The sequence below is a fragment of the Microbacterium flavum genome, assembly GCF_018717645.1.
In the GTDB taxonomy this organism is placed as follows: domain Bacteria; phylum Actinomycetota; class Actinomycetes; order Actinomycetales; family Microbacteriaceae; genus Microbacterium; species Microbacterium flavum.
In genome coordinates, this window is sequence record NZ_JAFLHG010000004.1 from 1 (window position 1) to 24,870 (window position 24,870).

Here is a 24,870-nt window from a genome sequence, read left to right on the forward strand (position 1 = left end):
GGCGCGGGGTGGCGCGGGGCGCGGGCGCGACGCGGGCGCGACGCGCGGGCGACGGAGGCGTCAGCCGGCGAGCGCGAGGACGGGGGCGAGAGCGTCGCGATCGAGTTCGATCCACGGCCCGGCCGGGTCGACGACGATCCCCGTGAGGCCGGGCTCGGATGCCAGGGTGCGGCCGAGCTGCTCGGGCGTGAGCGGGAGGGGCCCGTCCCCACGGCCCATCGCGATGACCTCGAGGGGGTGCGAGTAGACCTCGAGGCGGCGGATGCCTCCGTCGCCGCGCGCCTCGGCCAGGCCGATCCGCCCCTCGGCATCCCGGTTCCCCGCCACCCATACCGGCACGCGGGTGAGGATCTCGGCGACATCGCCCACGGTCCCCTCGCTGCGGGCGCGCACGAGGATGTTCTTCAGTTCGAAGGGAGCGGGGGCGCCCTGTTCGACGGCCTTCGTGACGAGCTCGATCGGCAGGACGAGACGTGCGCCCTCATTGGTGTGGTCGAGGTAGATGCCGTCGTAGCCCGAATCGATCGCCGTGCGCAGCACGTTGTACGCCGCCTGCCCGAGCGCGGAGGTCTGACCGCCGCTCTCGGCCTGGGCGGAGGCCTGTACGGACTCGCCCCCGCTGAACACGAGCAGGAACCGCTTGTCCTGGAAGGTCGTGATCGCGAGGTTCAGCCCGCGACCGGCGGCGAGGAGCTCCTGCGCGTCTCCCTGCGCCCGCACATAGAGCTGCCCCTGCATCGCCTGGCGCATGACGTTCATGATGTGCGGCGGCTCGGGGTCGGCAGGGAGCGCGCGCAGCGCGTGCTGCAGGAGGACGTTGTCGGGGAGGCCCGGCACCGATTGGGTGACCTCCGGCGGGGCCTCTGCGGCACGGGGCGTCACGGGGAGCGCGGCGGACGGCTCCTCGTCGGCGAGCGGGCGAGCGCTCTCAGGCCCCTGACCGAAGGTGCTGATCGAGATGCCCACCTGGGGGACGGGCTCGGCGGGTGCCTCCGATGCCCCGGGGCCTTCGGACGCCTCGGGGGCTTCGACGGGGTCGGACGCGGCGGGGGTGGTGTCGCCGCCGGTGCCGCGGCGCGAGAACAATGCCATGCCTCGAGCGTAACGGCGCCTCCGCCTACAGCTTCGAGATCGGCGCGATCTTGATGAGGAGCTTCTTCGGGCCGGCGGTATCGAACCGCACGTGCGCGACGCGCTTCGCGCCCTCACCCGTCACCATGTCCACGCGGCCCTCGCCGAAGTCGTCGTGGCGGATGCGGTCGCCGGGGGCGAGCTCGAGGTCGCCGTTGTCGCGCACCTTCGCGGGGATGCGGTTGGCGAACTTCGTCAGATCTCCGGCCGGCCTCTCGCGCTTCGGCAGCGGCACGAGGTCATCGCCGTAGCGCGATCCGCCGCTCCACCCGCCCCCCGCGCCGGTCCCTGAGCCTGTCGAAGGGCGTCCGTTGAGTGCGCGCGACTTCATCCCGCCTCGGGAGTTCACATCGCCCGGCGACTGACGCCAGTCGATGAGGGCGTGCGGGATCTCCTGCAGGAACCGGCTCGGCATCGCCGCCGACACCTCGCCGAACTGCGCGCGGGTCATCGCGAGCGAGACATGCAGCTTCTTCCGGGCGCGGGTGAGCGCGACGTAGAACAGTCTGCGCTCCTCCTGCGGACCGCCGGGCTCGCCGGCGGAGATCCGATGCGGGATGAGGTCCTCCTCGACGCCCGTCACGAAGACGGCGTCGTACTCGAGCCCCTTCGCCGTGTGCATCGTCATGAGCGAGACCGTCCCCGACGCGTCGTCGAGATCGTCGGCATCCGACACCAGCGCGACCTCGGTGAGGAAGTCGAGGACGGTCCCCTCCGGATTGCCCCGCGCGAACTCCCGCGTGACGGCGACGAGCTCGTCGAGGTTTTCGACCCGCGCCTCGTCCTGCGGGTCCTTCGAGCGCCGCAGCGCGTCGAGGTAACCGCTCTTGTTCAGCAGCACGGTGAGTCCGGCCGTCACCGATGTGGGAGCCGCCACCTCGCCCGACGCCGGGAGCATGATCGCCGTCGCCTCGGCGAGGACGGCGTCCAGCTGCGCGATCGCCTGCTGGATCTTCGGCCCGACGCCGAGCGCGGATACATTGGCGAGCGCATCGCGGAAAGTGATCCCCTCCTCCTGCGCGTAGCGCGCGATCGCGGTCTCGGTGACATCTCCGATCCCGCGACGCGGACGGTTCAGGATCCGCCGGACGCTCAGCTCGTCGGCCGGATTGGCGACGGCGATGAGGTAGGCGAGCGCGTCTTTGATCTCGGCGCGGTCGTAGAACTTCGTCCCGCCCATGATCTTGTACGGCACCGCCGCGCGGATGAAGATCTCCTCCAGCGCGCGCGACTGCGAGTTGGTCCGGTAGAACACCGCCATCTCGCTGTACGGGATGCCGCGCCGGCGCAGCGCCTCGACCTCGTCGGCGACGAACTGCGCCTCATCGTGCTGCGAGTACCCGGTGAACCCGATGATGGGATCCCCGAGGCCCACGTCGGTCCACAGCTTCTTGTCCTTGCGGTCGAAGTTGTTCCCGATGACGGCGTTCGCGGCATCCAGGATCGTCTGCGTCGACCGGTAGTTCTGCTCGAGCAGGACGACCTTCGCGCCCGGGTAGTCGCGCTCGAACTCGGTGATGTTGCGGATGTCGGCGCCGCGGAAGGCGTAGATCGACTGGTCCGAGTCGCCGACGACGGTGAGCGACGCCGGCTCCGTCTCGTCGAGCAGGGTCCCGCCGTCCCCGGGGGGCCGGGTCAGCTCGTGGATCAGCGCGTACTGGGCGTGGTTGGTGTCCTGGTACTCGTCGACGAGGATGTGCCGGAATCGCCGCCGGTACACGTCGGCGACGTGCGGGAACGCGCGGAAGAGGTAGACGGTCTGCCCGATGAGGTCGTCGAAGTCGAACGCGTTGGCGCGTTGGAGAGCGCGCTGGTAGTCGGCGAACAGCTCGGCGAAGACGCGTTCCGCCGGATCGCTGAGGTTCGCGGAGCGCGCGAAGGACTCGGCATCCGCGAGCTCGTTCTTGAGCTTCGAGATGCGCCCCTGCACGGATGCCGGGGTCAGGCCGAACGCGTCGGCCTCGTGCTCCTTGACGAGTCGCTTGATGAGCGCGCGCGAGTCGCCGGAGTCGTAGATGGTGAAGTTCTTGGTGAAGCCGAACTGCTCCGCCTCGCGACGGAGGATCCGCACGCACGCGGAGTGGAACGTCGAGATCCACATGCCCTGCGCGACGTCGCCGATGAGGCCGCGCACGCGCTCGCGCATCTCGCCCGCGGCCTTGTTCGTGAAGGTGATGGCGAGGATCTGACTCGGCCACGCCTCGCGGGCGCGCAGCAGAGACGCGATCCGACGGGTGAGGACGCTGGTCTTGCCGGACCCTGCGCCCGCGACGATGAGGAGGGCGGGTCCGCGGTAGGTGACGGCCTCGCGCTGCGGCTCGTTCAAGCCGGCGAGGAGGTCCTCGTCGAGCCGGGCACCGGCGGGGCCGATTCCGGCGCGCACGGATCCGACGATGACGGGTTTGATGGGGTCAGGCATGTCCCCTCAAGTCTAGGTCGGGGCTCCGACCTCGCTGTCCGGGAGACCGGCGCCCGCGAGGCCGGCGCACGGGAGACCGCCGCCCGGGACTCGGCGCTCATCCCCGGCATCCGGTCAGGAGGAGCGGCGAGAATGGATGCCATGCGCACGATCCTCAACATCGTCTGGGTCATCTTCGCCGGATTCGGCCTCTTCCTCGGGTACGTCGCCGCCGGGATCCTGCTGTGCATCCCGATCATCACGATCCCGTGGGCGATCGCCTCGTTCCGCACGGCAGGGTATGTGATCTGGCCGTTCGGGCGGACCATCGTGCCGAAGCCCACGGCCGGCGTCGGGTCGTTCATCGGCAACGTCATCTGGGTGATCCTGGCCGGATGGTGGCTGGCGCTCGGACACCTCGTCACGGGCGTCGCCCTGTGCATCACGATCATCGGCATCCCGATGGCGATCGCCGACTTCAAGATGATCCCGATCTCGCTCATGCCCCTGGGCAAGGACATCGTCTCGACTCGTCAGGGAGCGTTCGACCGGACGCTCTGAGGCCCGGGATGCCGCGTATCCGGCGCGCGCGACGGATACGCTGGCGCGATGGACGAGGTGCTCCCCGGCGGCAACATGAACGCGGTCGTCCGCGACGGAGACAGCGTCCTGCGCAACGCGGGGCCCTGGACTCCGACCGTGCATCGCTACCTGCGCTACCTGGAGATGGCCGGCGTCGACGGCATCCCCCGCCCCGTGGGCATCGAGGAGGGTCGCGAGCGCCTCTCGTTCGTCGAGGGCGACGTCCCGCTGTATCCCCTCCCTGCGTGGGTGTGGGACGACGCCGTGATCGCGGCCGGCGCGCGGCGCCTGCGCGAGCTGCACGATGCGAGCGTGGGCTTCGGGCTCGACGGCGCCATCTGGCAGTCGCCCGCGAAGGTGCCCGCCGAGGTCATCTGCCACAACGACTTCGCCCCGCACAATCTCGTCTTCCGGGGCGGCGCGCTCGTGGGCGCGATCGACTTCGACATGTGCTCCCCCGGCCCGCGTCTCTGGGACATCGCGTATTTCGCCACGCGCGTGGTGCCGCTCACCGAAGCGACGCCGACGGGCGCTCCCGGCATGGACGACGCGCGGAGGCGCGTCGCGCTGCTGCTGCGCAGCTACGGGTCGGATGCCACGTGGAGAGATGTGCTGCGCGTGGCATCCATTCGCCTCCACGACCTGGCCGAGCTCTCGATCCGCAAGGCGGACGAGCTCAGCAAGCCGCATCTGCGGGAGGAGGCCGAGGAATACGCGTCCGACGCCCGGTACCTCCGCGCGCTCCTGACGGGGGCGCCCGGCTGACGCGGCGGCTGACACCGCTGCCGGCTCACGCGGCCGCCGGCTCACACGGCGCCCGGCTAACACCGCGCTTCGGAGCCCGCAAGGGGGACGCGGGCCCGCGGCTCGGCCCGTAGCGTGGGCGGGGTGAGTGCCCCTCACGCCACGGAACCGACGACGGAAAGAGATCCGACGATGACCGACCCCCGCACCCCCGACGACCGTCCCCGCACCGGAGAACCGTCGGTGCAGACCGCTCCGTCCCCCGAGGCCGCCCTCGGCTCGACGACCGACACCGGCGCACCCGCGCCGAGCGACCGCAACTCGCTGACGGTGGGCGCCGACGGCCCGATCCTGCTGCACGATGTGCACTTCCTCAACCAGATGGCGCACTTCAATCGTGAGCGGGTGCCCGAGCGGAACGTCCACGCCAAGGGCTCGGGCGCGTTCGGGTTCTTCGAGACCACGGCCGACGTCAGCGCCTACACGAAGGCATCCCTGTTCCAGCCGGGTGCGCGCACCGACATGCTCGCGCGCTTCTCGACCGTCGCGGGCGAGCAGGGGTCGCCCGACACCTGGCGTGACCCGCGCGGGTTCGCGCTGAAGTTCTACACCGATGAGGGCAACTACGACCTCGTCGGCAACAACACCCCGGTCTTCTTCATCCGCGACGCGATGAAGTTCCCGCACTTCATCCGGTCGCAGAAGCGCCGGGGCGGCAATGGGCTGCGCGACAACAACATGCAGTGGGACTTCTGGACCCTCAACCCCGAGTCCGCGCACCAGGTGACCTACCTCATGGGAGACCGCGGCATCCCTCGCTCGTACCGCCACATGAACGGCTACGGCTCGCACACGTACCTGTGGGTGAACGCCGCGGGCGACAAGCACTGGGTGAAGTACCACTTCCACGCCGACCAGCCCATCGAAGGGCTCCCGGACGCCGACGCGACCCGCATCGCCGGGGAGGATGCCGACTTCCATCGTCGGGACCTGTGGGATGCCGTCGAGCGGGGTGAATTCCCGAGCTGGACGCTCTCGGTGCAGCTCATGCCCTACGAGGACGCGAAGACGTACCGCCTCAACCCGTTCGACCTGACGAAGATCTGGCCGCACGCCGACTACCCCCTCCATGAGGTGGGCCGGATGACGCTCGACCGCAATCCGGAGAACTTCTTCGCGGAGATCGAGCAGGCCGCCTTCGAGCCGTCCGCGCTCGTGCCCGGCATCGGGTTCTCCCCCGACAAGATGCTCCTCGGCCGCGCGTTCGCCTACGCGGACACCCATCGCCACCGCATCGGCGCGAACTACCTGCAGCTTCCGGTCAACCGCCCGCACGTCGAGGTGAACACGTACACGAAGGACGGGCCCATGGCCTACGACCACACCGGGGATGACCCGGTGTACGCCCCGAACTCCTTCGGTCGGGGCTACGCCGACACCGTCGGCGAGGTCGACCCGGGCTGGGAGGTGGACGGAGACATGGTGCGCGAGGCATATACGCTCCGCGCAGACGACGACGACTTCTCCCAGCCGGGTGCGCTCGTGCGCGACGTATGGAACGACGAGCAGCGCGCCGCCTTCGTCAAGACGGTGGCCGGACACCTCCTGGGCGGCGTCACGGGCGACGTCCTCGAGCGCGCGTTCGCGTATTGGAAGGCGGTCGATGAGGCGACCGGCACCGAGATCGAGAAGCTCGTCCGCGGGGACGCCGACCTCGGCGGCCCCGGCGGTCAGCCGGACGCCGCCGCCGAGGATGCCGAAGGTCCGATCGTCGAGAAGAACACGCACGCGGGATGACCCGCGGGCTCGGACCGTCACACGGCGTCGTATGACGCAACGCCCCGACACACTCGGGGACGGTGTCGACGGTCCGGGCTAACGTGGCAGCGTTCCGTCGACACCTCGCTCCGGCGACGTTCCGGCGGACGCATCGCGGCGATCCGGGTGGTCCCGGGCACCGGCTCATACCCGGGTGCGTTGCGGGTTCGACTCCCGCCGTCGCGTCCATGTCTGAACGGCTGCGATCCCAGTCATAGCAAGGGATCGTGGTAGCTCAATCAGCGTCCGAAGGCGCCAGTGGACGCGGTTTGGACACAATCGCGGTCGTACGAGCCTGGTCGAGGGCGGCCGAAACGGCATCAACATCGTCATCGAAGAGGTCTGCGTACACGTCCAGCGTCATGGCTGCAGAGGCGTGCCCGAGCATCCGCTGGACGGCCTTCACATTCGCTCCTGATGCGATTGCGAGCGACGCCGCGGTGTGCCTCAGATCGTGCACCGTCATCCTGGGCAGGCCGGCATTGGCGAGCGCACGCATGAACCACGAACGCGACGTGCCGGAAGAACGTGGCCGCTGCATGTACTCGTCGCCTTCGCCGAACAACAGGGCGCGAGGCTCCTTGCCCTCGGCGAGCGCGCCAAGCGGTTCTGCGAGGAAGTGGGGGTAGCCGACAGAGCGCAGTTCATGGGTCTTCGGAGTTCCGACGTGCAGCTCGGAGCCGACCCGCACAGCGTTCTCGTTGACGGAAAGTCGACGACGGTTCAGGTCGAGATCTCGCACGCGGAGGGCCGAAAGCTCACCCCACCGAAGACCCGTGTATGCCGCTGCATAGACGATGGTCGCGTGCGCCGGCCCGGCGGCGCGTGCAAGCCGCTCCACTTCATCGTGGCTCAGGTACACATGGCGCTTCTTGCTCTTTCGCGGGAGGTCGACGCCGCGCGCTGGGTTGCGCGCGATGCGGCGATCCCGGACCGCTACGTCGAGGACTGCGGCGAGAACGCCGTAGACGCGAATCACGACCGTTGCGCTCTTGGGTCGTTTCGCGACCTCGGCCGTCCTGGCGTGATAGCGGCGGACGGTACGGGCCGTGCCGGCACTTACCTGAGTGATCCACTTCTGCACGTCGCTGTGTGTGACCGCCCCGAGCGGCACCGAGCCCCACCGAGGCTCAACGTAGACGCGCCAGGCGTCGTCCAGCAGTTTGTAACTGGACGGCTTGAGCTTCATGCGCTTCACATCGAGCCAGTCGGGAGCGAGTTCACCCACCGTCACGCGCGAACCCGCGGGGTCGATGAAGTCTCCCGTCTGGATCTGGGACTCGACAGAGATCAGATATCGCTCGGCCTCACGTTTTGTCCGGAACCCGCGCTTCGCGCCTTGCCGATGGTCGGGGCGTCGATATCGCACACGGTAGCGACGGCCCGATGCCGTGTCATACGGCTCGATGCTTCCCATCGCGCACCTCAGAATCTAATTTGCGGATCTCCTCTGCCTTTCAACATATACTCTATTCTGGCTTCGGCCACCGCGGCGCCTCAACCAGCACTCAGAACGTGGCCACCCTGGGGAATCTCATCCATGACCGACGAACAAAGGCGTGACTATAGGTGAAGACGGCCGCGATGGACTCAGCCTTCGAGCAGGCGAGCAGGCTGACTACCGTCCTCCAGTTGGGATCTCGCATGATCGGATTGCCAACGACGGCTCTCGACAATGTGGCAGATCGCGGACATCCATCGTCATCAACTAGTGCGCAATTGCCCCAATCTGCGACATACTGTGCCGACGCGTGTGGGGAGGCATCTGATGGGGCGCGAGCTCGTTGAGATCGACAATCGCGGACAGATAACTTGGGCGACGGCTGTAGGACGGGTCGCTGACGCCCTTAACCCGCTGGGTCACGTGGCACGGATGGTTGCTGAACTCAATGCATGTGTCGTCGACCATCGACGGATGGACCTTGCGCTCCGGCGACTTCAGGCCCAACGCGAGGTCGTCAACTTTGAGATGAAGGAGCAGTGGCTTTACCGGCACAGGAAGCTCACGGTGATCTTTGACGGCCACGCTGATCAGATGCGTGAGACACAGATTCTCGCGCGCCGACTCGGCCAGGCGTACGACAACGCCGTCGTCATGTCGGTAAACCCTTCCGAGCCAGACGAAGTGCGGCTGCTTTCCCAGCAAACGACGGTTGCGATGGGAGCCCAGATGCTGGGTCTCCATGGCCAGCGCGGCGACCTTCTCATCGGGCTTGCGCGAGTGTTTCAACTCGGCGAGGTCACGCCAGACGTGGCGCTGTGGCGCAGCCTGGAGGCTTGAGTGGATCCCCTCCTGCTGCTCCTCATCGTCGGGATCGTTGTCGTTGTCGTTGCCATCGTCATTGCGCAATCTCGAAGCAGGCGTGGATCTACTGAACAACCGATCGCCGTCGAACCCGTAACGCCGTCTCTCACCCAGGCTCGTGCTGTTCAACATCAGGCAGGAGCCCAGATCAGGGAGTTGAAGGCAGCCCGAGAAGAGATCGAACGGAAGACCGTCGAGTTACAGGACGCTGTCAAGCGGGATGTGCGCCGGGCCAACTTCCGCCAGCTGCGTGACATGCATTACGCGAGCAAGAAGACGGCCGACGCGTGGTACGACCACAAGCGAAGTGCGACCGAGACTCGGAAACGCCTTTCGCGTGGCCTAGATCAATACCGCGAACGGAAGAGAACACTTGCTCGCCAGCGGGATGCCTCGAGTGGAACTCGAAGGTCCGAATCGATTGCTGAGATCTCGTCAGTCCAATCAGTCATCGACGGCCACTACCAGATGCTGAAATCGATCGATGCTGAGATCTCGAACGGCGGCCAGCGTCTCGACCAGTTCAACATCAATACGGGGACGCTTCGTGACTATATTCGGGACAATTGTGGCCCCGAGGGCCGTGAGTGGTACATCGCGCTTCAAGCGCGAAAGCAACAGAGGCTGGGATAGCCGTCGATTCCACCAAGTTGAGGGTCGACCCGGGATCACCTAGCGCGACTGCCACACCCGGTTTCACCGCTCACACAGCCGCTTACGCGGTACTGTTCCTGTTACCAGGCGCTTCCGGCTGATCATCTCGCATGTCCGTACCGGCCGCGAGTTCCGAGGAGTTCTTGTCCAAAGCCTCAGAGAGCATCACTTCCACATCCAAGACGTCCTCCTCGTCGCGCTTGGCCGCCAGCCATTCGTCCTCGCGCGGCGTCGGCTCGCCCAGGAAGTACTTTTCCGTCAAGAATCGCAACCTGTACGCGTGCGTGGCAGCAGAGTGCATTCGTTGAACAAGTTGCAGATTGACTCCCGCCGAGATCGCAACACCGGCGATCGGAACTATCTGGGCCAGCTTCTTCTGTGTGAGTTTTAGCCCGAGCGATGCGAAGGCACGATTCACGATCTCGACAAGCAGATGCTGGTTGAGTTGAGTCCACGTTGCACGACGCATCATGTCTTGCGTCAGCCGCGACAAACTCGCCAAAGCCGCAGTCTTCGCGCCGCTCCCGACTGCCATGCCGAGACCAATAACCTGCGCCGCGAACAACTCTTCTTCAGGAAGGGTCGGATCGTAGCCATAGGAGATGGCGACTTCCCCCACAATGCGTCCGATCCCCGCCATTACGATCACAGAGTCAGCAGCTACCGTTCCGACCACCACAGCTGCTGTGGCTCCGCCCGACACTGTCGTGGACACTGTCGCGCCCGTGATAAGCAGCGATGACGCCGCCCCCTCTGCGATCGCACTAAGCTCATGCACCCGCTTTCGCTGGGGCAGCATCGCATCACAAGCGCTAAGGTCTAGTCCACGAAAGTCCTCTCCGGTCTGGACATCATTGCCCGCCTTTTGATGGCGCTTAACCGAGGCCTTAAGGCTTACGGACTTGACCCCGTTCCCAGAGGTGAAGTCGATAAGGCTTGCAGCAGCTCTTGCATACGCCTCAGCGACGGTTTCATTCCCCGGAATTCTGGACGCCCCCGCACGCACAGAGGCGCTTATGTTAGCAGCTCTCTCCCGCGCCCACTGGGGGATGAGGCTGTGAGAGTCACCCGGCGAAGCCGTCAGAGCCGAGTAGGCCTTCTGCTCGTACTCGCTCATTCCGCTAATCGCCATACATCCCCCTTGTTTTCCTGATTCTATGTGGTCTGCTCGGCGCCGACTTGGTCGCCGGTTCCATTCTGGAAGTCCATCGAGAGGCCAACGTCATCAGAGATACGCGGAAAGCCATGTGCGCCTGCTCCAAGCGAGCGTTCGGAATGGTGGCGGCTGCTGCCTTAGCTGGCATCGCGTGTCACGACACACCGGACCACCGACTCAGAGCAAATCCGTCGTGCACGAGGCCATGACTGAGCCACATGCGCGCGCAACTCTCCGCCATGACTGATGATGTGAGTGTTCTCGCTGGGGACACCGTGGGATGACCGAGCACATCCCGTTCTTCGTCGGTCACCCGATGCTCGTCCGTGATGCGTGCCAGTTCCTCGACGACGAAGCAACCATCCGTGCCGTGGAGTTCTACAACGTATCGCCGGTAGCCAAGTCGGACGACGCGCGCTGCCCTCTCCTCTGAGTCGTCTGTCCACATCCAGAACTCGCGCGCGCCGTCGATCTTGTCCATCAGAGCCAATCCGATCCCGTCGTATCCATTCGGATCGGGAACCGTGAACCAGGCGAAACCGTCGTCGTGCGCGCCACGCGTGATGACCCTGGGGGCGCGGTAGACCCAACCAGGCGGCAACGGGATCCATCCGTTTCGCTCGTCCGGGGGTATCACCGCGACACCCCCGCCGATGGGCGGCGCATAACGTTGGGCGGCGAGGCGAAGCTTTCAATCACGCGCTCAAGCTACCCGCGGGTTCAGACACGCTGGGCCCCTCGGGACGCGCTCCCGTCCTCGTCATCGGTGCTCGAGGAGCGTTAGCGGAGACCGCAACGCCTCGACCATTTCCGCACGCCGCCCTGTCGGACGCGCCAGCCAGCGGAGCGGGCGAGGACGCTGGTCGCCAACGATGATGTCGGTGTCAATAGCGCGCGGCGACACACCCCCAGGGAGCACGAACTCAATCCACGCGAGGGCAACGGCTCGCGGATTCAGTTCCCGGACGTCCGCATCGAGGTACACGTTGGCGAGGAAGACGCACCTGTCCGCTCGCACCGTCGCGCGCTCGGCGAGCACTGGCAGCAATCGCGGCCGCCGTGACGTGTTCGTTATCGAGATCGCGACGCGCCAGACCTGCTCGACCACGCGGTCCTCGACGACGCACGCCGAGTGCATCTCGAGCTTCACATGATCGATCACATAGACGCGCCGAGCGCCCCGCTTCCACCACACGAGGCCGATCGTTGATGCCGTCGCGATGACGAGCACCGCCCACATCCAACCGTCCACTGCGACCACTCCCTTGGGTATGCCTCAGGCATACTCCGGGCGTCAGACACTCGACCGGTCAGAACTCCCCGATCGCCAGCCCGAGACGCAGGTAGAGGTCGGTGATCGCCTCGTTGTCCGCGCTGTACCTGACCCAGACGCCCTTCCGCGACTCCCCCGGCACCATTGGCGGGTCGGCGATGACGAGGCCGGCAGCTTCGAGCTCGTTCAACCGCGGCTGGACCGTCGTCGGCCCGAGATCCAGCGCATCGCAGATCGGCCCGACCGTGACATCGGGGTTCGAGCGCAGGTAACGGAGGATCGCCGCCTTGACGAGGTTGCCGAGAAGGCCGATCGGATCCTGGGCATCTTCCGAGCCCGCTGGTTGCGCGAGACGAGGCATGCTCTAAGTCTCGCGCAACGCCCGACGCGAAGTCCAGCAAAGCACACAATTTAGTTGTTTACTTTTCACGCACACTGCTATACCGTGTGGGCATGTCCAGTCGGCGAACTTCCGCAGCCACGAAGCGCATCGCGCGCGGCACGGCGCAGTTCGCACGACGGATCAATCGCGATCGGACCACCCGAGTCGCCGGCGCCACGGTGCGACTGGGGACCATCCCCTCCTCCACTGGCGTCGATTCCTCGTCGGTTATCCACATCCTCGCCAAAAGTCGCTATCGGGTCTCCGCCGACGTACTTAAGATGCCGACACGGCGACCGATGCGCGAGCCGTTCCACCCGTGCCCGGTGGCCGTCCTGAAAGATCAGGAGGCCTGACCGGTGATGATGAGCCAGAGTTCGGGACGCCGTGGAGTCGCATGGGCGATCATCGGCGGGATCGTGCTGCTCGCCGGCATCGTCGCGATCATCGTCAGCGCGGTGCTCGCGCGGCCGACGCCAACACCATCGGCGACCTCGAACGGCACTCCCTCCGCGGACCCCACTACCTCCGGCGAGCCCAATCCCGGTCCAGACCCCGGCGGCGCGGTGGTCGACCCGACCGCCGCCGATCGCGGATGGACGCCCGAACCGATCACCGCGGATGCCGACACGTACATCCGCGCGGCGCTCGCGGCGGCATCCACATTCGACACGACGAAGAGCACGCGCGAAGAGTGGCTCGACTACCTCGACACCTGGTTCACGCCGGACACCCGCTTCACCGCGGCGGCAGATCAGCGGGCCGCGATGACCGACTCGCAGACCGAGTTGCGGCAAGGTGTCGTGCTGCCCCAGGACGAATGGGACTCGCTCGCGGGCGAGGACGGTCGCGTGGTGGCCGTCGTCACCAGCGACGTCACCGACGTCCCGGTGACAGACGACGGGTCGGGCGACATGTCCATCGGCACCGCCGATGTCACGCTGAGCTTCACCCGCTCGGATGGCTCGGGCGGGGAGACGTCGTACGACGACCACGTGCGCGTGAGCGTGCAGGTGCTGTGCGGCTCGGCATCGGTTCCCACCCCCGACACCGACCAGCGGTCAGGAGACTGCAAGGTCGTCCGCTACTTCTCGGAGCCGTTGGAGCCCTGACATGGGAGCCCCGGTGATCGCCGCCGCAGCCCTCAACACGAGGACTGGTCGGAAGATCCTGGTAGGGGCAATCGTCGTCTTCCTGCTCGGCACCGGGTTCATCCTCATGCCTCTCATCGCGGTCCCGTTCGCGATTTCCGGCGCCAGCGCGACGGCGAACCAACCCGTGAGCGATACGGAGCTTCCTGCGGTCAGCGGAGAGTGGGGCTACCCGCTTGCGGGCGATTACGCGAAGGGTCGTGGGTTCGGGTATCACCCGGTCGAGGGGTGCAGTTACTGCAAGTCCGACCACCGGGGTTACGACATGGACCAGCCCTGCGGCGCGACCGTCTTCGCCGCTGGACCCGGCCGCGTGACGGTCGCCGGCGCGTACTTCGACTACGGCAACGCCGTCGTCGTCGATCACGGCGGCGGCGTCATCACCATCTACGGACACATGCAGTGGGAGTCGCTCCGCGTTGGCGTCGGCGACGAGGTGTCCGCTGGCACGCCACTCGGCGCCGAAGGCTCGACCGGCCGGTCGAGCGGTTGCCACCTGCATTTCGAAGTCCGCGATTCCGGCGTGCGCGTCGACCCGGAGCCGTTCATGGCCAACCTCGGCCTCCCCCTGAAGTAGTCAACGAAGGAGAACGATCATGTCCATTCACACCGTGCCGACGGATGTCGATGTCCCCGACATCCAGCCGGACTTCTCCGCCCCGTTCTTTCAGGGCTTCCAAGTGATCGCGTCGTACATCCTCGCCGGCGCCATGCTCGTCGTTTTGATCATGCTGATCATCGCCGGCGCAGCGCTCGCGTTCCGCGGCCTCGCGTCCGATCGTGTGCGCACGTGGGCCGGCGAGAACATCCTCTGGATCTTCATCGCCGCGGCCGTGCTCGGTGCGGCATCCGGCCTGTTCGCGTGGTTCGTGAACTTCGACTTCGGATTCTGATGAACGTCTCGCGCGCTCTTCGGATCGGCTTCGTGGTCGGGCTGCTGCTTATCCTCGGGTCGGGCTCCGGCGCGCACGCCGTCGAGACGGATGCCGCGCGGATCGTCCCGATGGATGCCGTGAGCGGCGAACCGTGGTCTGCGCCGGCGTTCGACGTCGACTGCCAGCGCGCGAGCGACCAGGTCACCTGCACGCCGAACGATCCGAACAACGTCATGGCGCAGCAGTGCTTCGTCGGCGTCTCCATCGACGGAGCGCGGACGACGGTCTGCACGACCTACGAAGGCCACGTGCAAGCTATTCAGGCCGACGGCGGGCGCGCCCTGATCGTCAAGTACGGCTGCAGCTTGGGCGACGCCGTGTGCGTCACGTTCGAGAATGCCGGGCGAGGCATGGCGCTTGCCGCCACGGGGATGATGTTCCTCGTCGCCGACAATATGCGCTTCGACACGTCCACGTTGCTGTGGACGGCAGCTGTCGACCAGTGGTCCTTCTGGCAGTGGGCGATCCTCGTGGTCACCTTCGGCGCGATGGTGTGGGCGATCGCCGCGGCCGTCGTGTCCGGCGACAGAGAAGAACTCGTCGGTGCGCTCGTGCGATCCTTCATCGCCGTCCCCGCGGTGCCGATTTCATTGTGGTTCATCGGACACCTGCTCAACGCCGTCGACGACATGACCTGGTACATCATGGCGCAGGACGGCCGCGACGGCCTGTACTCGACCCTGCAATCAGTGATGTGGGCGGGCGGTCAAGCGAACTACTTCTTCGCCTTCCTCATCCACTTCCTGCTCATGCTTGGGATGCTGCTGCTGATGCTTGTGTTTGCATTCCGCAACATCGTGCTCGCCGCGCTGATCATGGTGGGCCCAGTCGCCTGGATGCTGTTCCCCGTCCGCGGGATCGGACCCCAGTGGGTGGTCCGCTATGTCTCGGCGATCTTCGTCCTACTGCTCACCGGTCCACTCACGATCGGCTTCGTCACGCTGATCATCAACGGCCTGGCATCGGTGAAGACCATCTGGAACCCGCAATCCTGGCCGCTCATCGTCGGCCTCGTCCTCGTCGCGTTTGCGCCGTTCGCGATCTTCGGGTTGTTCAGCTTCGCGGGCGCTGTTGCGGCAGACGGCATCGGCTCACGACTCGGCTCGCACGGCGGACGCATGGCCGCGGGAGCGGCGCGATCGGCGGCGCGCATACCGACGCGACTCGGCTCACTCCCCTCGGGCATGCACTCGTCGAGCTCCCGCCCTGGTTCGACGTCGCCTACCTCGAAGCCGGCGACGGCCCGCGCAACGACAGGTGTTGCCGCGCGCGGTGGCACCGCGACGGCGCGCCCGCAAGCCGCGACTACCCGCGCCTCGCAAACGACGACTTCCCTCTCACCCGCGACGCCGGGCACCGCCCAGACGCCGTCGCCACAGCCCGCGGCATCCCCACCGCGCTCGCCCCATCCGATATCCATCCCCAAACCTGATCGGAGCTCGTCATGACCGATTCCACCGAGTACGCGCGTCCCGTCCGCCTGCCGCGCCGCTCGCGACAGGGCGTCGTCATGGGCATGGATCCGTGGCAGCTCACGTTCATCACGGCCGCCGCAGTCGCGCTGCTCATCTTCGTCAACCGCTTCGGTCCTCTCGGGCTCCTTTACGGAGCACCGATCTATCTCGCCTTCGGCATTACGGCCTTGACGACGATCCGCGGGATGTCGACGCCGAGGATGGCGGGACTCTGGCTCATGAAGCAGGTCCGCCACGCGACCGGCGCCACGACGGAGAAGTTCCGCCCTGAGCGACCACGGCTGACCGGCACGCTCAACCTGCCCGGCACGCGCGCCTCGATCCAACTCTGGGACGTCAACAACGTCGCGGCACAGCCGACGCGAGAAGCGCGACCTGCGCCGCGAGATCAGTCGCGCCCAGGTGGACCAGAAGCCCAGCCGGACGCCCCGACACGATCGTGGTCTGCCCGAGGCCGCCGTTCCGGGGCCGTTTGGGCCGGGGCTGGTGCGCGGCGGCTACTGGAACCTCGCGAATGCGTGGATCCCGCCGCACCAGGCGACATCGCAGCACATCGCAGGCATCTACCCGTTCGTCGCCGACTCAGGGCTCGGGCACCGCGGACCGATCCTCGGGGTCGACCTCAACGCCGACGCACTGTGGCACTTCTCGCCATGGGAGGCGTACGTCGATTCGTCCGAGCGCGGCACCTTTTCCACGAACATCCTCGTGCTGGGTGCGTACCGCGGCGGCAAGTCCGCGACGGTCAAGACGCTCGTGACCCGGTCGATCGCGTTCGGGCATCAAGTCGTCGTCCCGTCGGACCCCAAGGGCGAATGGGTTGCGGTCGCCGAGGCGATTCCCGGAGGTCGGGTCATCCGCCTCGGTGGCGGCACGGGCACGCGACTGAACCCGCTCGACCGCGGTCCGAGACGAACGGGCACGACGGACGAGCAGCACGAGCAGATGGTCAAGCAACGGCGCATCGGCACGCTGATCGCACTCATCGAGATGACCCTGGGCGCGCGTCTGTCGGCAGTTGAGCACGCGGCGCTGCTCGATGCTCTTGACCGCTGCATTCTCCGCACGGACGACCACCCGACGTTGCGCGGAGTCTTCGAGGAGCTTGGCGAGATCGCAGGCGAGACGGATGCCGCGTTCCACGCCGCGGAGGGCGCGATCCAGCCACGGTTCGTGCTGCGGCGGCTTGTCGAGGGCGACCTGTCCGGTCTATTCGAAGACGAGTCCACCGTGGAGTTCGATCAGGAGGCGCCGATCGTCGTCACCGACACATCCGAGCTCTTCGCGCGCGGCGATCTCGCGGCGCAGCTCACGCAGGTGTGCTCGACGGCGTGGATCCAGGCCGTGATCTCCGACCGCGCCGCGCACCGCACTCGCTACGTCGTTCGTGAGGAGGGCTGGCGCGACATGACGTCGCTCTCGTCGCTGCAGATGTTCCAGCAGTGGCTGAAGCTCTCGCGCCACTACGGCATCAGCAACATCGTCATCCTGCACAAGATGGGCGACCTCGACGCGGTCGGTGACGAAGGTTCGCTCGAGCGATCGCTCGCGTACTCGATCGTCGGTGACATCGAGAACAAGTTCATCTTCCGCGTGAACAGCCAGGAGCAAACCGCGCTCCGCACACGACTCAACCTGCCGGCGCCGCACGTCGAGATGGCGCGGCACCTGCGCAAGGGCGAGTTCCTCGCGTACGTCGGTCAGTACTCGTACCTCGTCGACTGCTTCGCGACGTCGACCGAGTGGGAGTACGAGCTTTTCGCCACCGACGACGCGTTGGCCCCTGCAGATCGCGATGACAGCGACTTCCGCGCGATCGACGCGGCGATGCTCGACACGCTGTGGCCCGAGACGCGCGAGATGGAAACCGGGATCGAGGGCTGGCTCACTGCCGGACCTCGCGAAAACACCGAGGAGCAGTGAGCATGAGCACGATCATCACCCACCCCCGCGCATATGCGACGGTGAGCGGCCCGCACGTCACCTTCGTCACGCTGGACGGCCATGCGGAGTCGATCGCCGCCGTACCCGATGAGGACGTACGGCTCGCGATCATCAGACGCGCGACCGCCGAAGCCAAGCGGACCGGCGCGACCGTCGAACTGATCACCTCGGGTGATCGCGGCGACCACCGCCTGCTCATCGCACCGGACGGGCAGCTCACACCCCTCGCGCCCGCGGAGCCGGTTGCCGGCGCGAGCACTCCGACAGACACGTATGGAGAGGAGGTGAGCGAAGAAGCTCCGCACCCGACCGCGCCGGACACCCCCGATACGGCGGCTGCGGAGCCGCCCGCCCGCCCCTCCTTCCTCGCGCCGGCATCCGGTCTCGCCACAGGCGAGGGTGGTTGGCGACGATTCGCGCAGCGGCTGGGGATCAGGATCAAGCCCTCGGCCGCCGAGCGCCAGCGCGCGGAGTGGACGGCCGTTGTGTCGCGACAGTGGGCAGGATGCCGCACGATCGCGATCGCGAACGGCAAAGGAGGCGTCGGCAAGACGATGACCACCGCGATGCTCTCGGCGGTTTACGCCCGCGAGGGCGGCGGGAATGTGCTCGCGTGGGACAACAACGACACCCGCGGAACGCTCGGGTGGCGCACCGAGCAAGGCCTCTACGACACGACGTTGCGCGACCTGCTGCCCGAGGCATCCCGCCTGCTCACTCTCGGCGCCGGGGTTTCCGACATCACTCGCTTCGTGCACCACCAAGCCTTGGACCGCTACGACGTGCTTCGCTCGAACCCGGAGCTTCTCGCGACCGATCAGCGCATCGCATCGGCCGAGTTTGACCTGCTGATGCAAGTCGCCGCGAGGTTTTATCGGCTCGTCCTTTTCGATTCCGGGAACGACGAGTCGGCGGAGCGCTGGTTGCGGATGGTCGACAACTCGTACCAACTCGTCATCCCGACGCTCGCGACACCCGAGTCCGCAGAGTCGGCCGCGCTGCTGCTCGACGCGCTCCGCGGACGCGATGAGCGGTCGAGTCTCCTCGCCGACCGCGCAGTCGTCGTCGTGACCCAGTCGGAGCCGTCCGCTGCGGCCGCATTCCGCATCGCGGACGGGTTCCGGGATCACGTGCGCGCGGTGCAGATGATCCCGTTCGATCCCGCTCTCAAGGCCGGTCCGCTGCGGTTTGACGCGCTGCGGCGACGCACGCGCGACGCCTGGCTCGCAACCGCGGCCGCCGTTGCCGAGGCGCTGTAGGCGAAGATCATGAACCGGGGGATGCTCGGGAAGGTAATCGCGGTCCTCATCGCGGCGGCGGTGATCCTGTCGTTCGCGTTCGGCTTCCTCGCCGAACTCGTCACGCAGATCGCCTGCGGCGCACGACCGGTTCCCGAGCACTTGTTCGCCGGACTCGGCCTCGCGATCACCGGAGACACTTCTGCATATGTCGCACCCGCGCAGTGTGCGATGCCCGTCCCGGCGATCCGCATCGTGGATGCCGCGGTCGTGATCCTGATCGGCGCCGGCGCCGTCTGGATCTTGATCGCCGTGCGCCGCTACCGCGAATCGGACAGCGCGTTCCTCACCGACCTGCGCACCCGACCCGGATTCGCGACCTCGAGCGAGATCCGCGACCATCTGTCCGCCAAGGCCGTGCTGCGTCGAGCGAAGCAGTTGCGTCCCGATCTCGCCCGTCCGCAAGCAACGGACGTCGGATGGAGAGTCGGCAGAGCGCGGGGCAGAGACGTGTACGTCTCCATCGAAGACTCCGTCGCGCTCGAAGGCCCGCCCCGCTCGGGCAAGGGCTACCGGATTCTGATCTCGGCGATCCTCGACTGGTCGGGTCCCCTCATCACGACCTCAACGACGAATGACAACCTCACGGCGACGATGCGGATGCGACAAACCCGTGGCGACGTCCATGTGTTCGACCCGCAGGGACTGTCCGGCGTCCGGCATCCGCTTCGCATCTCGCCGATCGCCGGATGCGAAGATCCGCTCGTCGCGATGCAGCGCGGCAACGCCATCATCACCGGCACCGCGCTCGGCTCATCGACCACGAACGGTGAATGGGCACAGGCGTCCGGCGTCGTTCTCGGACGGCTACTCCACGCCGCCGCCGTCGGCGGCAAGTCCATCGCGGAGCTCTACGACTGGGGCACGAGCCCCGCGCAGACGCGGGACGCCGTCGAGATCCTCAAGGCCGACGGCGCCCCGGGCTGGGGCGACAGCCTCGACGCCACGATCGCCGGCGACGAGAAGCTCGTCTCGTCGATCTGGTTCGGAGTCAGTGGTGCCGTCGCTCCACTCGCCGTGCCGCAGATCCGCGACGCGCTCTCTCCCCGCCCGGGGGATCCCGAACTCGACCCACTGAGCTTCCTCGACGCGGCGAACACGCTCTATCTCATCGGCTCGTCATCGGGCGCGGCCGCGATGGGCGGATGGCTCGGCGCGGTCCTCGACGACATCGTCGAGGTCGCCCGCAAGCGCGCACTCGCCCTGCCTGGCGCGCGTCTCACGCATCCGCTCGGGCTGATCCTCGACGAGATCGCCAACATGTTCCGATGGGGCAGCCTGCCACGGATCATGGCCGATGGCGGCGGACGCGGCATCTGCACGTTCATCGTGCTGCAGGCGCTTTCTCAAGCCGAGACGTCGTGGTCGCGGGCGGAGGCCGACACGATCTGGGCCGCCGCGACGGCAAAAGTGCTTCTCGGCGGGGCGAGCCACGTCGACCACCTGCGCGATATCGAATCCCTCCTCGGCACACGTGACACGCGTCGCGAGCAGCGGTCGTGGTCAACCCGCGACGCCGGCCACTCGACCAGCGAGCAGCACGAGCGGCGACCGCTCATGTCGGTGGATGAGATCCGTCGCCTGCCGCCCACTGCCGGCCTGCTCGCGTACCGCAACCGTCGGAGCGTGCTCCTCGACCTCGCCGGATGGGACGAGCGCCGCGACGCACGGGCGATCCAGCTCGGGAAGCGCGAGACGGAGCGGGAGCAGCGGAGCACGTTCGAGGATGCGCACCGTGGACCGGCTGCGGCGGGGCCAGCCGCAGAGCCCGTCGAGCCCGTCGAGCCCGCCGAGGCGGTGAGCGAAGAATGAGCAACCGCCGCACCCCGCTCCATGCGAACGCCTACCGGTCGACGTTCCTTCGTTCGCGGGCATGGTTCGCGCGACGCGACGCATGGTTCGCGCACGCGGTGACGAGACTCCACCCGCTCGCGTGCGAGGCATGCGGCATCCAGGCGAACAAGCGGGACCTCGAGCTGCACCATCTTGACTATGCCGGCGTCCAGCGGCTTGAGGACGGCCGCTGGGTCGCCCATGAGCCCGATGACGATCTGATCCCCTTGCATCCGTATTGCCATGAGTTGCTTCATCGGCTCATCGACCGGGATGCCGTGTTGTCACGACATCGGACCCGCCGCATGGCATCCAAGCTCGCCCTCGACGCCCTGCGTCGCACACTCACGCACGCGGAAGGAGCTGGAACGTGAGATACGAAGATGAGCCGGAGGATCTCGACGACGCCCTCGCCACCGACCTGACCGAGCTCAGCCCGCCAGACCGGTCCGGGTCGTCCGCTCCCATCGGCGCACATATCGTGAAGTGGCGCTCGTTGACGGATGCAGACGCACGCGCCGCATGGATTCTGCTGCGCGACTGGGTCGAATGGTTCACCGTGCGGTACCAGATCTCGGAGTCGGTGGTCCCGACGTGCTGGTTCAAGCACGGCGACATCGTCGAGGAACTCTCCGCGCTCCACACCGCGCACACAGTGGCGTTCCATCCATCCGATTCGGGGTTCGGCCCGATCGGCTGGCACGAGCGCCTCACCCTCGCGCTGCCTCGCCTGCGTCGGGCGTATGCCGGCGGGTGCTCGCGTGGGCACAGCCGCTACAAGCCTCGCTCGTGGACGGATGTCGTCGACGAGCAGGAATGGGAGGCGTGGACCAGCCGGGCCCACGCCGACTGAGCCGCTTCGGCGTCTCTGATCGAAAGGAGAAAGCATGACCACCAGAATCCCGGTCACCATCGAGGGCAACCTCACCGGTGACCCCGAGCACGGCGCGAGCGAATCGGGCAACGAGTACGCCCGCTTCACGATCGCCGTCAACGATCGCCGCCTCAACGAGACGACGAAGCGGTGGGAAGACGTCGGCACGGTGTTCCACCGCGTCGTCGTGTTCAACCAGCAGTCGCGGAATGTCGCGACCTCGCTGCGCAAGGGCGACAGTGTCATCGTCGCCGGCGACCTGCGCTTCGGCACGTACACCGACAAGGAGACGGGCAACACTCGAGAGACGCGTGACGTCGTCGCCGACAACATTGGGGCGTCGCTCAAGTTCGCGACGGTCTCGGTGGACCGCACCCCAAAAGCTAACGGCCCCGCCGCGGACAGATCCGCCACGGGGCCAGTAGCCCAGCCGGTCTCGACCACCGGCGTCGGGGTTGCGCGCTGACCCATCGCAACAGGAGAGCGGCGTGCGAGTCATGGTACTCCCACGCCGCTCTCGCGTGCTGGACACCCAGCACCTACCGGGGGTACCTCGCCTGGACCTCGCCTACCAACCGAAGGAACCCTTCAACCACCTCCGGGTCATCTGCCGACCACGGAACCTGCAATTCGATCGAAGCGAATCCCACGTACAGATGGGGGTCGTTGGGTCGCCGCCTGTGGGGATACGCCTTGAATTCGAAACGCGCACCCGAAGTTGCATCCCACTTGACCATCAGTTCGACGCAGTTTCCACCCGTTAGCTCAAACGCGGCGAACGCCATCTCTGCAGCACCAACGCCGCTCGGCTCCCACCGCCACGAGTCCTTGCGTAGGTCTTGTTCGCTCAACCGAGTTTCGATCAGCGCGCCGAGGCGGCGAGCTCGCTCGCGTAATTGCGCTCGCGCCTCCGCATAATCCAGTGTCGATAGAGTCAGGTCCCCAACCGAGAGGCCGAGCGCGTCTCGGTAGTCCCGCGCCTTCGGCGCGGGGTCATGCATGGGCGCAATCGGGTTGTCTGCCATCGTCCTCAAATTGGGGAAGCGACTGACTGCCTCGTCAAGAAGTCTTCGTGATCTCGCCGTCACGGTCGTCTTGAAGATGACCATCGCTTCGTCGATGCTCGCGGGATCGCCGTTCAGCTTTTCGTCGACGAGGACGAACTTCTCGATCTCTTCGGGGCTGATCGACCAGCGATCAGCCTCCCAAACCCGCCAGGCTTCTCCATCGCGCAACCAGGCGAGCAGCAGATCAAACTTCCGTCGTCCGGAAATATCCTGGAGGCTTCGATTGGCCGAGCTATTGAGAGCCCAGAAATTGCCGGCCGAATTGATGAGGTGACGATCGGGGTGATGTCTTCGGCGCGCTCCCAGCCCTGGACTCCACATGCGGTGGGCCTGTGCTTGGGGGAAGATGTGGTCCCAGTCAAAGTCGTCCTCGGGCTGCGAACGGTATGGGATGCGTTGCGCAAGCGCGGTGAGGATCCAACCATTTCTGCTCGCGAGAGCCTCGAGGTCGCCCTCTGACTCGACTCCCCCTACCGCGCGGCCGCGCGGCCCGCGCAACCGGGTCTTCGCTCTGACAACCGAGACGATCTCATCCAGCGGGAAGGACAGGGCGTTGCTCCCTGCCTCGAGGGACTCCTGCAAGGCGATGCGCCGGAAGGTATCTCCCATCACACCGCGGTATCGGAAAAGTGTCGCTCCGAGCAGATAGGTATCGAGCGCCTCGACGCTCGCGCGGTACCAGTCGACATCGGATCTCGGCGAGGACACCGCCCACGACAGCACCTCGTCCCACAGTTCGGCCGTGACTTGGTGAAGCACATAGCCGAGGCTCGACTCCGATGTGTACCACGACGCGAAGGCCGCCAGCCTGACGCGGACATCAGAACCGGGCTCAGTGATCTCCGCGAGTGCCGCACGGAGCAGCTCTCCCTTCTTACCTGCCAGCCTGTCCACCGTGAGCGGTAGTACGTCACCGTGCCCGAGCGCGCGACTTGCGAGCCTCGATAGGAAGCGAAGTGCGCCGAGCCTGTTTCGGAGCATCGGCGCGTCGTCGAGGACCTGGTCCACGCGGGCCTCGGCGTCTCGCCAGAAGGTCTTGACGCCGGCGAAGTAGACGTCCGCTCCTGCGACATCTACGCCACCGAGATTGATCCTGCTGAAGACTTCTAGGACGTCAAGGGGCGTGTCCATCTCTGCGCGGAGGACGGGTATGGAGCGCTTAGTCCACGCTCGGATCAACCGGTCGAGGTTCTTCACTGCGATCCGCCTCGCTTCAGGCGGAACATCGTGCACGAACTTCGGATCAAGTTCGTGGAGCAGCTCACCGATTGCACGCTCGTCGATCTGCCAGTTCCGGAGATCATCGAAACTCTCAACCCAGTCAGCCCAACCGGAGAGATCGACAAAGCGCCCCCTGGACTCCAAGTCCTCGTTAGTGTCGCGCAGATGCCGAATATGTGGGAGGGCACGTTCTTTCGCGCTTCGCCCCTGCGCCGGTGCGGGGGCGGGTCGCTCCATCAACATGTCAAGGAGGAAGTGACCGTAATGTCCGTGCCGAGTGAATATCGAGAACACCGCGTTGATGCGCTGCTGCCCGTCGAGGATCTGCCACGATCCCGCATTTGCATCCGTCTCCGCTCGCGACCCATCCGCCTGAACGACGAGCTCGCGCGTGGGTTCCCGGACCGAACTCAACAGGATGGCACCGATCGGGTAGTCGGCGAGCAGCGAGTCAAGAAGGTGGCGCATCCGCAGCTCGTCCCAGACCTCGGCGCGTTGTACCAGCGCGAGGTTCCAACGGTCAGCTGAACTCAATCGTCGCGCAACCAGCTCCCCCACCGAGGCCGACGCCGCCAGAGCGTCGCCGCGATCCGAGTCACCCATAGCGCCATCATGCCAGTCGCCTGAGT

Annotated in this window: 23 protein-coding genes and 1 tRNA gene; 17 read left to right on the forward strand and 7 right to left on the reverse strand. The window is 66.6% G+C overall.

Annotation, left to right across the window (positions count from 1 at the left end; all coding sequences use genetic code 11):
- Nucleotides 1–60: 60 nt before the first annotated feature.
- Both J0P97_RS05130 and J0P97_RS05135 read right to left on the reverse strand, forming a co-directional pair.
- The gene (locus J0P97_RS05130) at nucleotides 61–1,092 is read right to left on the reverse strand and encodes an SseB family protein (RefSeq protein WP_215486714.1); all 1,032 of its coding nucleotides are present in this window, start codon (nucleotides 1,090–1,092) and stop codon (nucleotides 61–63) included.
- Between the two features lie 25 nt (nucleotides 1,093–1,117).
- Nucleotides 1,118–3,550: an ATP-dependent helicase gene (locus J0P97_RS05135; RefSeq protein ID WP_215486715.1), complete on the reverse strand. Its 2,433-nt coding sequence runs from the start codon at nucleotides 3,548–3,550 to the stop codon at nucleotides 1,118–1,120.
- 141 nt (nucleotides 3,551–3,691) lie between these two features.
- Here J0P97_RS05135 and J0P97_RS05140 point away from each other — a divergent pair, with 141 nt between their 5' ends.
- From J0P97_RS05140 to J0P97_RS05155, 4 genes are all read left to right on the forward strand, one after another.
- Nucleotides 3,692–4,090, forward strand: coding sequence for a YccF domain-containing protein (locus J0P97_RS05140; protein ID WP_215486716.1), 399 nt, complete (start codon nucleotides 3,692–3,694; stop codon nucleotides 4,088–4,090).
- A gap of 48 nt (nucleotides 4,091–4,138) precedes the next feature.
- Nucleotides 4,139–4,876 (forward strand): phosphotransferase, encoded by a 738-nt coding sequence (locus J0P97_RS05145; RefSeq protein ID WP_215486717.1) that lies wholly within the window; start codon nucleotides 4,139–4,141, stop codon nucleotides 4,874–4,876.
- Nucleotides 4,877–5,047: 171 nt separating this feature from the next.
- Nucleotides 5,048–6,652 carry a catalase gene (locus J0P97_RS05150; protein WP_215486718.1) on the forward strand — a complete coding sequence of 535 codons (1,605 nt, stop codon included), beginning with the start codon at nucleotides 5,048–5,050 and terminating at the stop codon, nucleotides 6,650–6,652.
- A 134-nt stretch (nucleotides 6,653–6,786) separates the two neighbouring features.
- Nucleotides 6,787–6,862, forward strand: a tRNA-Met gene (locus tag J0P97_RS05155).
- A 46-nt stretch (nucleotides 6,863–6,908) separates the two neighbouring features.
- On the opposite strand, the gene J0P97_RS05160 is transcribed toward J0P97_RS05155, so the two are convergent.
- Complete coding sequence (locus J0P97_RS05160) at nucleotides 6,909–8,090, reverse strand: site-specific integrase (RefSeq protein WP_215486719.1); 1,182 nt, start codon at nucleotides 8,088–8,090, stop codon at nucleotides 6,909–6,911.
- Nucleotides 8,091–8,588: 498 nt separating this feature from the next.
- Between J0P97_RS05160 and J0P97_RS05165 the strand changes: the two genes are divergently transcribed.
- Together J0P97_RS05165 and J0P97_RS05170 are read left to right on the forward strand one after the other, a co-directional pair.
- Nucleotides 8,589–8,954 carry a hypothetical protein gene (locus tag J0P97_RS05165; RefSeq protein WP_215486720.1) on the forward strand — a complete coding sequence of 122 codons (366 nt, stop codon included), beginning with the start codon at nucleotides 8,589–8,591 and terminating at the stop codon, nucleotides 8,952–8,954.
- Complete coding sequence (locus tag J0P97_RS05170) at nucleotides 8,955–9,611, forward strand: hypothetical protein (RefSeq protein ID WP_215486721.1); 657 nt, start codon at nucleotides 8,955–8,957, stop codon at nucleotides 9,609–9,611.
- Between the two features lie 82 nt (nucleotides 9,612–9,693).
- Here J0P97_RS05170 and J0P97_RS05175 read toward each other — a convergent pair whose 3' ends face one another.
- On the reverse strand, nucleotides 9,694–10,749 hold the full coding sequence (locus tag J0P97_RS05175) for an EcsC family protein (RefSeq protein ID WP_215486722.1): 1,056 nt from the start codon (nucleotides 10,747–10,749) through the stop codon (nucleotides 9,694–9,696).
- A gap of 319 nt (nucleotides 10,750–11,068) precedes the next feature.
- On the opposite strand from J0P97_RS05175, the gene J0P97_RS05180 reads away from it, so the two are divergent.
- Nucleotides 11,069–11,221: a hypothetical protein gene (locus J0P97_RS05180; protein ID WP_215486723.1), complete on the forward strand. Its 153-nt coding sequence runs from the start codon at nucleotides 11,069–11,071 to the stop codon at nucleotides 11,219–11,221.
- Between the two features lie 327 nt (nucleotides 11,222–11,548).
- Here the strand turns inward: J0P97_RS05180 and J0P97_RS05185 are convergent, their stop codons facing one another.
- Together J0P97_RS05185 and J0P97_RS05190 are read right to left on the reverse strand one after the other, a co-directional pair.
- Complete coding sequence (locus J0P97_RS05185) at nucleotides 11,549–12,019, reverse strand: hypothetical protein (protein WP_215486724.1); 471 nt, start codon at nucleotides 12,017–12,019, stop codon at nucleotides 11,549–11,551.
- Nucleotides 12,020–12,098: 79 nt separating this feature from the next.
- Complete coding sequence (locus J0P97_RS05190) at nucleotides 12,099–12,422, reverse strand: ArsR/SmtB family transcription factor (RefSeq protein ID WP_215486725.1); 324 nt, start codon at nucleotides 12,420–12,422, stop codon at nucleotides 12,099–12,101.
- 386 nt (nucleotides 12,423–12,808) lie between these two features.
- Between J0P97_RS05190 and J0P97_RS05195 the strand changes: the two genes are divergently transcribed.
- From J0P97_RS05195 to J0P97_RS05240, 10 genes are all read left to right on the forward strand, one after another.
- Nucleotides 12,809–13,555 carry a hypothetical protein gene (locus J0P97_RS05195; RefSeq protein WP_215486726.1) on the forward strand — a complete coding sequence of 249 codons (747 nt, stop codon included), beginning with the start codon at nucleotides 12,809–12,811 and terminating at the stop codon, nucleotides 13,553–13,555.
- 13 nt (nucleotides 13,556–13,568) lie between these two features.
- Nucleotides 13,569–14,171: a M23 family metallopeptidase gene (locus J0P97_RS15740; RefSeq protein ID WP_215486727.1), complete on the forward strand. Its 603-nt coding sequence runs from the start codon at nucleotides 13,569–13,571 to the stop codon at nucleotides 14,169–14,171.
- A gap of 19 nt (nucleotides 14,172–14,190) precedes the next feature.
- Nucleotides 14,191–14,487, forward strand: a complete 297-nt coding sequence (locus tag J0P97_RS05205) for a hypothetical protein (RefSeq protein ID WP_204962929.1) — start codon at nucleotides 14,191–14,193, stop codon at nucleotides 14,485–14,487.
- Nucleotides 14,487–15,977: a hypothetical protein gene (locus tag J0P97_RS05210; RefSeq protein ID WP_215486728.1), complete on the forward strand. Its 1,491-nt coding sequence runs from the start codon at nucleotides 14,487–14,489 to the stop codon at nucleotides 15,975–15,977. The genes J0P97_RS05205 and J0P97_RS05210 overlap by 1 nt, the downstream gene beginning before the upstream one ends.
- A 429-nt stretch (nucleotides 15,978–16,406) precedes the next feature.
- Entirely contained in the window at nucleotides 16,407–17,927 is a 1,521-nt protein-coding gene (locus J0P97_RS05215) for a putative type IV secretion/conjugal transfer ATPase (protein ID WP_215486729.1), read from the forward strand.
- Between the two features lie 2 nt (nucleotides 17,928–17,929).
- Complete coding sequence (locus tag J0P97_RS05220; protein ID WP_215486730.1) at nucleotides 17,930–19,207, forward strand: ParA family protein; 1,278 nt, start codon at nucleotides 17,930–17,932, stop codon at nucleotides 19,205–19,207.
- Between the two features lie 21 nt (nucleotides 19,208–19,228).
- Complete coding sequence (locus tag J0P97_RS05225) at nucleotides 19,229–21,058, forward strand: type IV secretory system conjugative DNA transfer family protein (RefSeq protein ID WP_246539832.1); 1,830 nt, start codon at nucleotides 19,229–19,231, stop codon at nucleotides 21,056–21,058.
- On the forward strand, nucleotides 21,055–21,453 hold the full coding sequence (locus J0P97_RS05230; protein WP_215486732.1) for a hypothetical protein: 399 nt from the start codon (nucleotides 21,055–21,057) through the stop codon (nucleotides 21,451–21,453). Before J0P97_RS05225 ends, J0P97_RS05230 begins: the two co-directional genes overlap by 4 nt.
- On the forward strand, nucleotides 21,450–21,932 hold the full coding sequence (locus J0P97_RS05235; protein WP_215486733.1) for a hypothetical protein: 483 nt from the start codon (nucleotides 21,450–21,452) through the stop codon (nucleotides 21,930–21,932). The genes J0P97_RS05230 and J0P97_RS05235 overlap by 4 nt, the downstream gene beginning before the upstream one ends.
- Nucleotides 21,933–21,966: 34 nt before the next feature.
- Nucleotides 21,967–22,419 carry a single-stranded DNA-binding protein gene (locus J0P97_RS05240; protein WP_215486734.1) on the forward strand — a complete coding sequence of 151 codons (453 nt, stop codon included), beginning with the start codon at nucleotides 21,967–21,969 and terminating at the stop codon, nucleotides 22,417–22,419.
- Nucleotides 22,420–22,492: 73 nt separating this feature from the next.
- On the opposite strand, the gene J0P97_RS05245 is transcribed toward J0P97_RS05240, so the two are convergent.
- Nucleotides 22,493–24,844: a DUF262 domain-containing protein gene (locus tag J0P97_RS05245; RefSeq protein ID WP_215486735.1), complete on the reverse strand. Its 2,352-nt coding sequence runs from the start codon at nucleotides 24,842–24,844 to the stop codon at nucleotides 22,493–22,495.
- Between the last annotated feature and the right edge of the window lie 26 nt (nucleotides 24,845–24,870).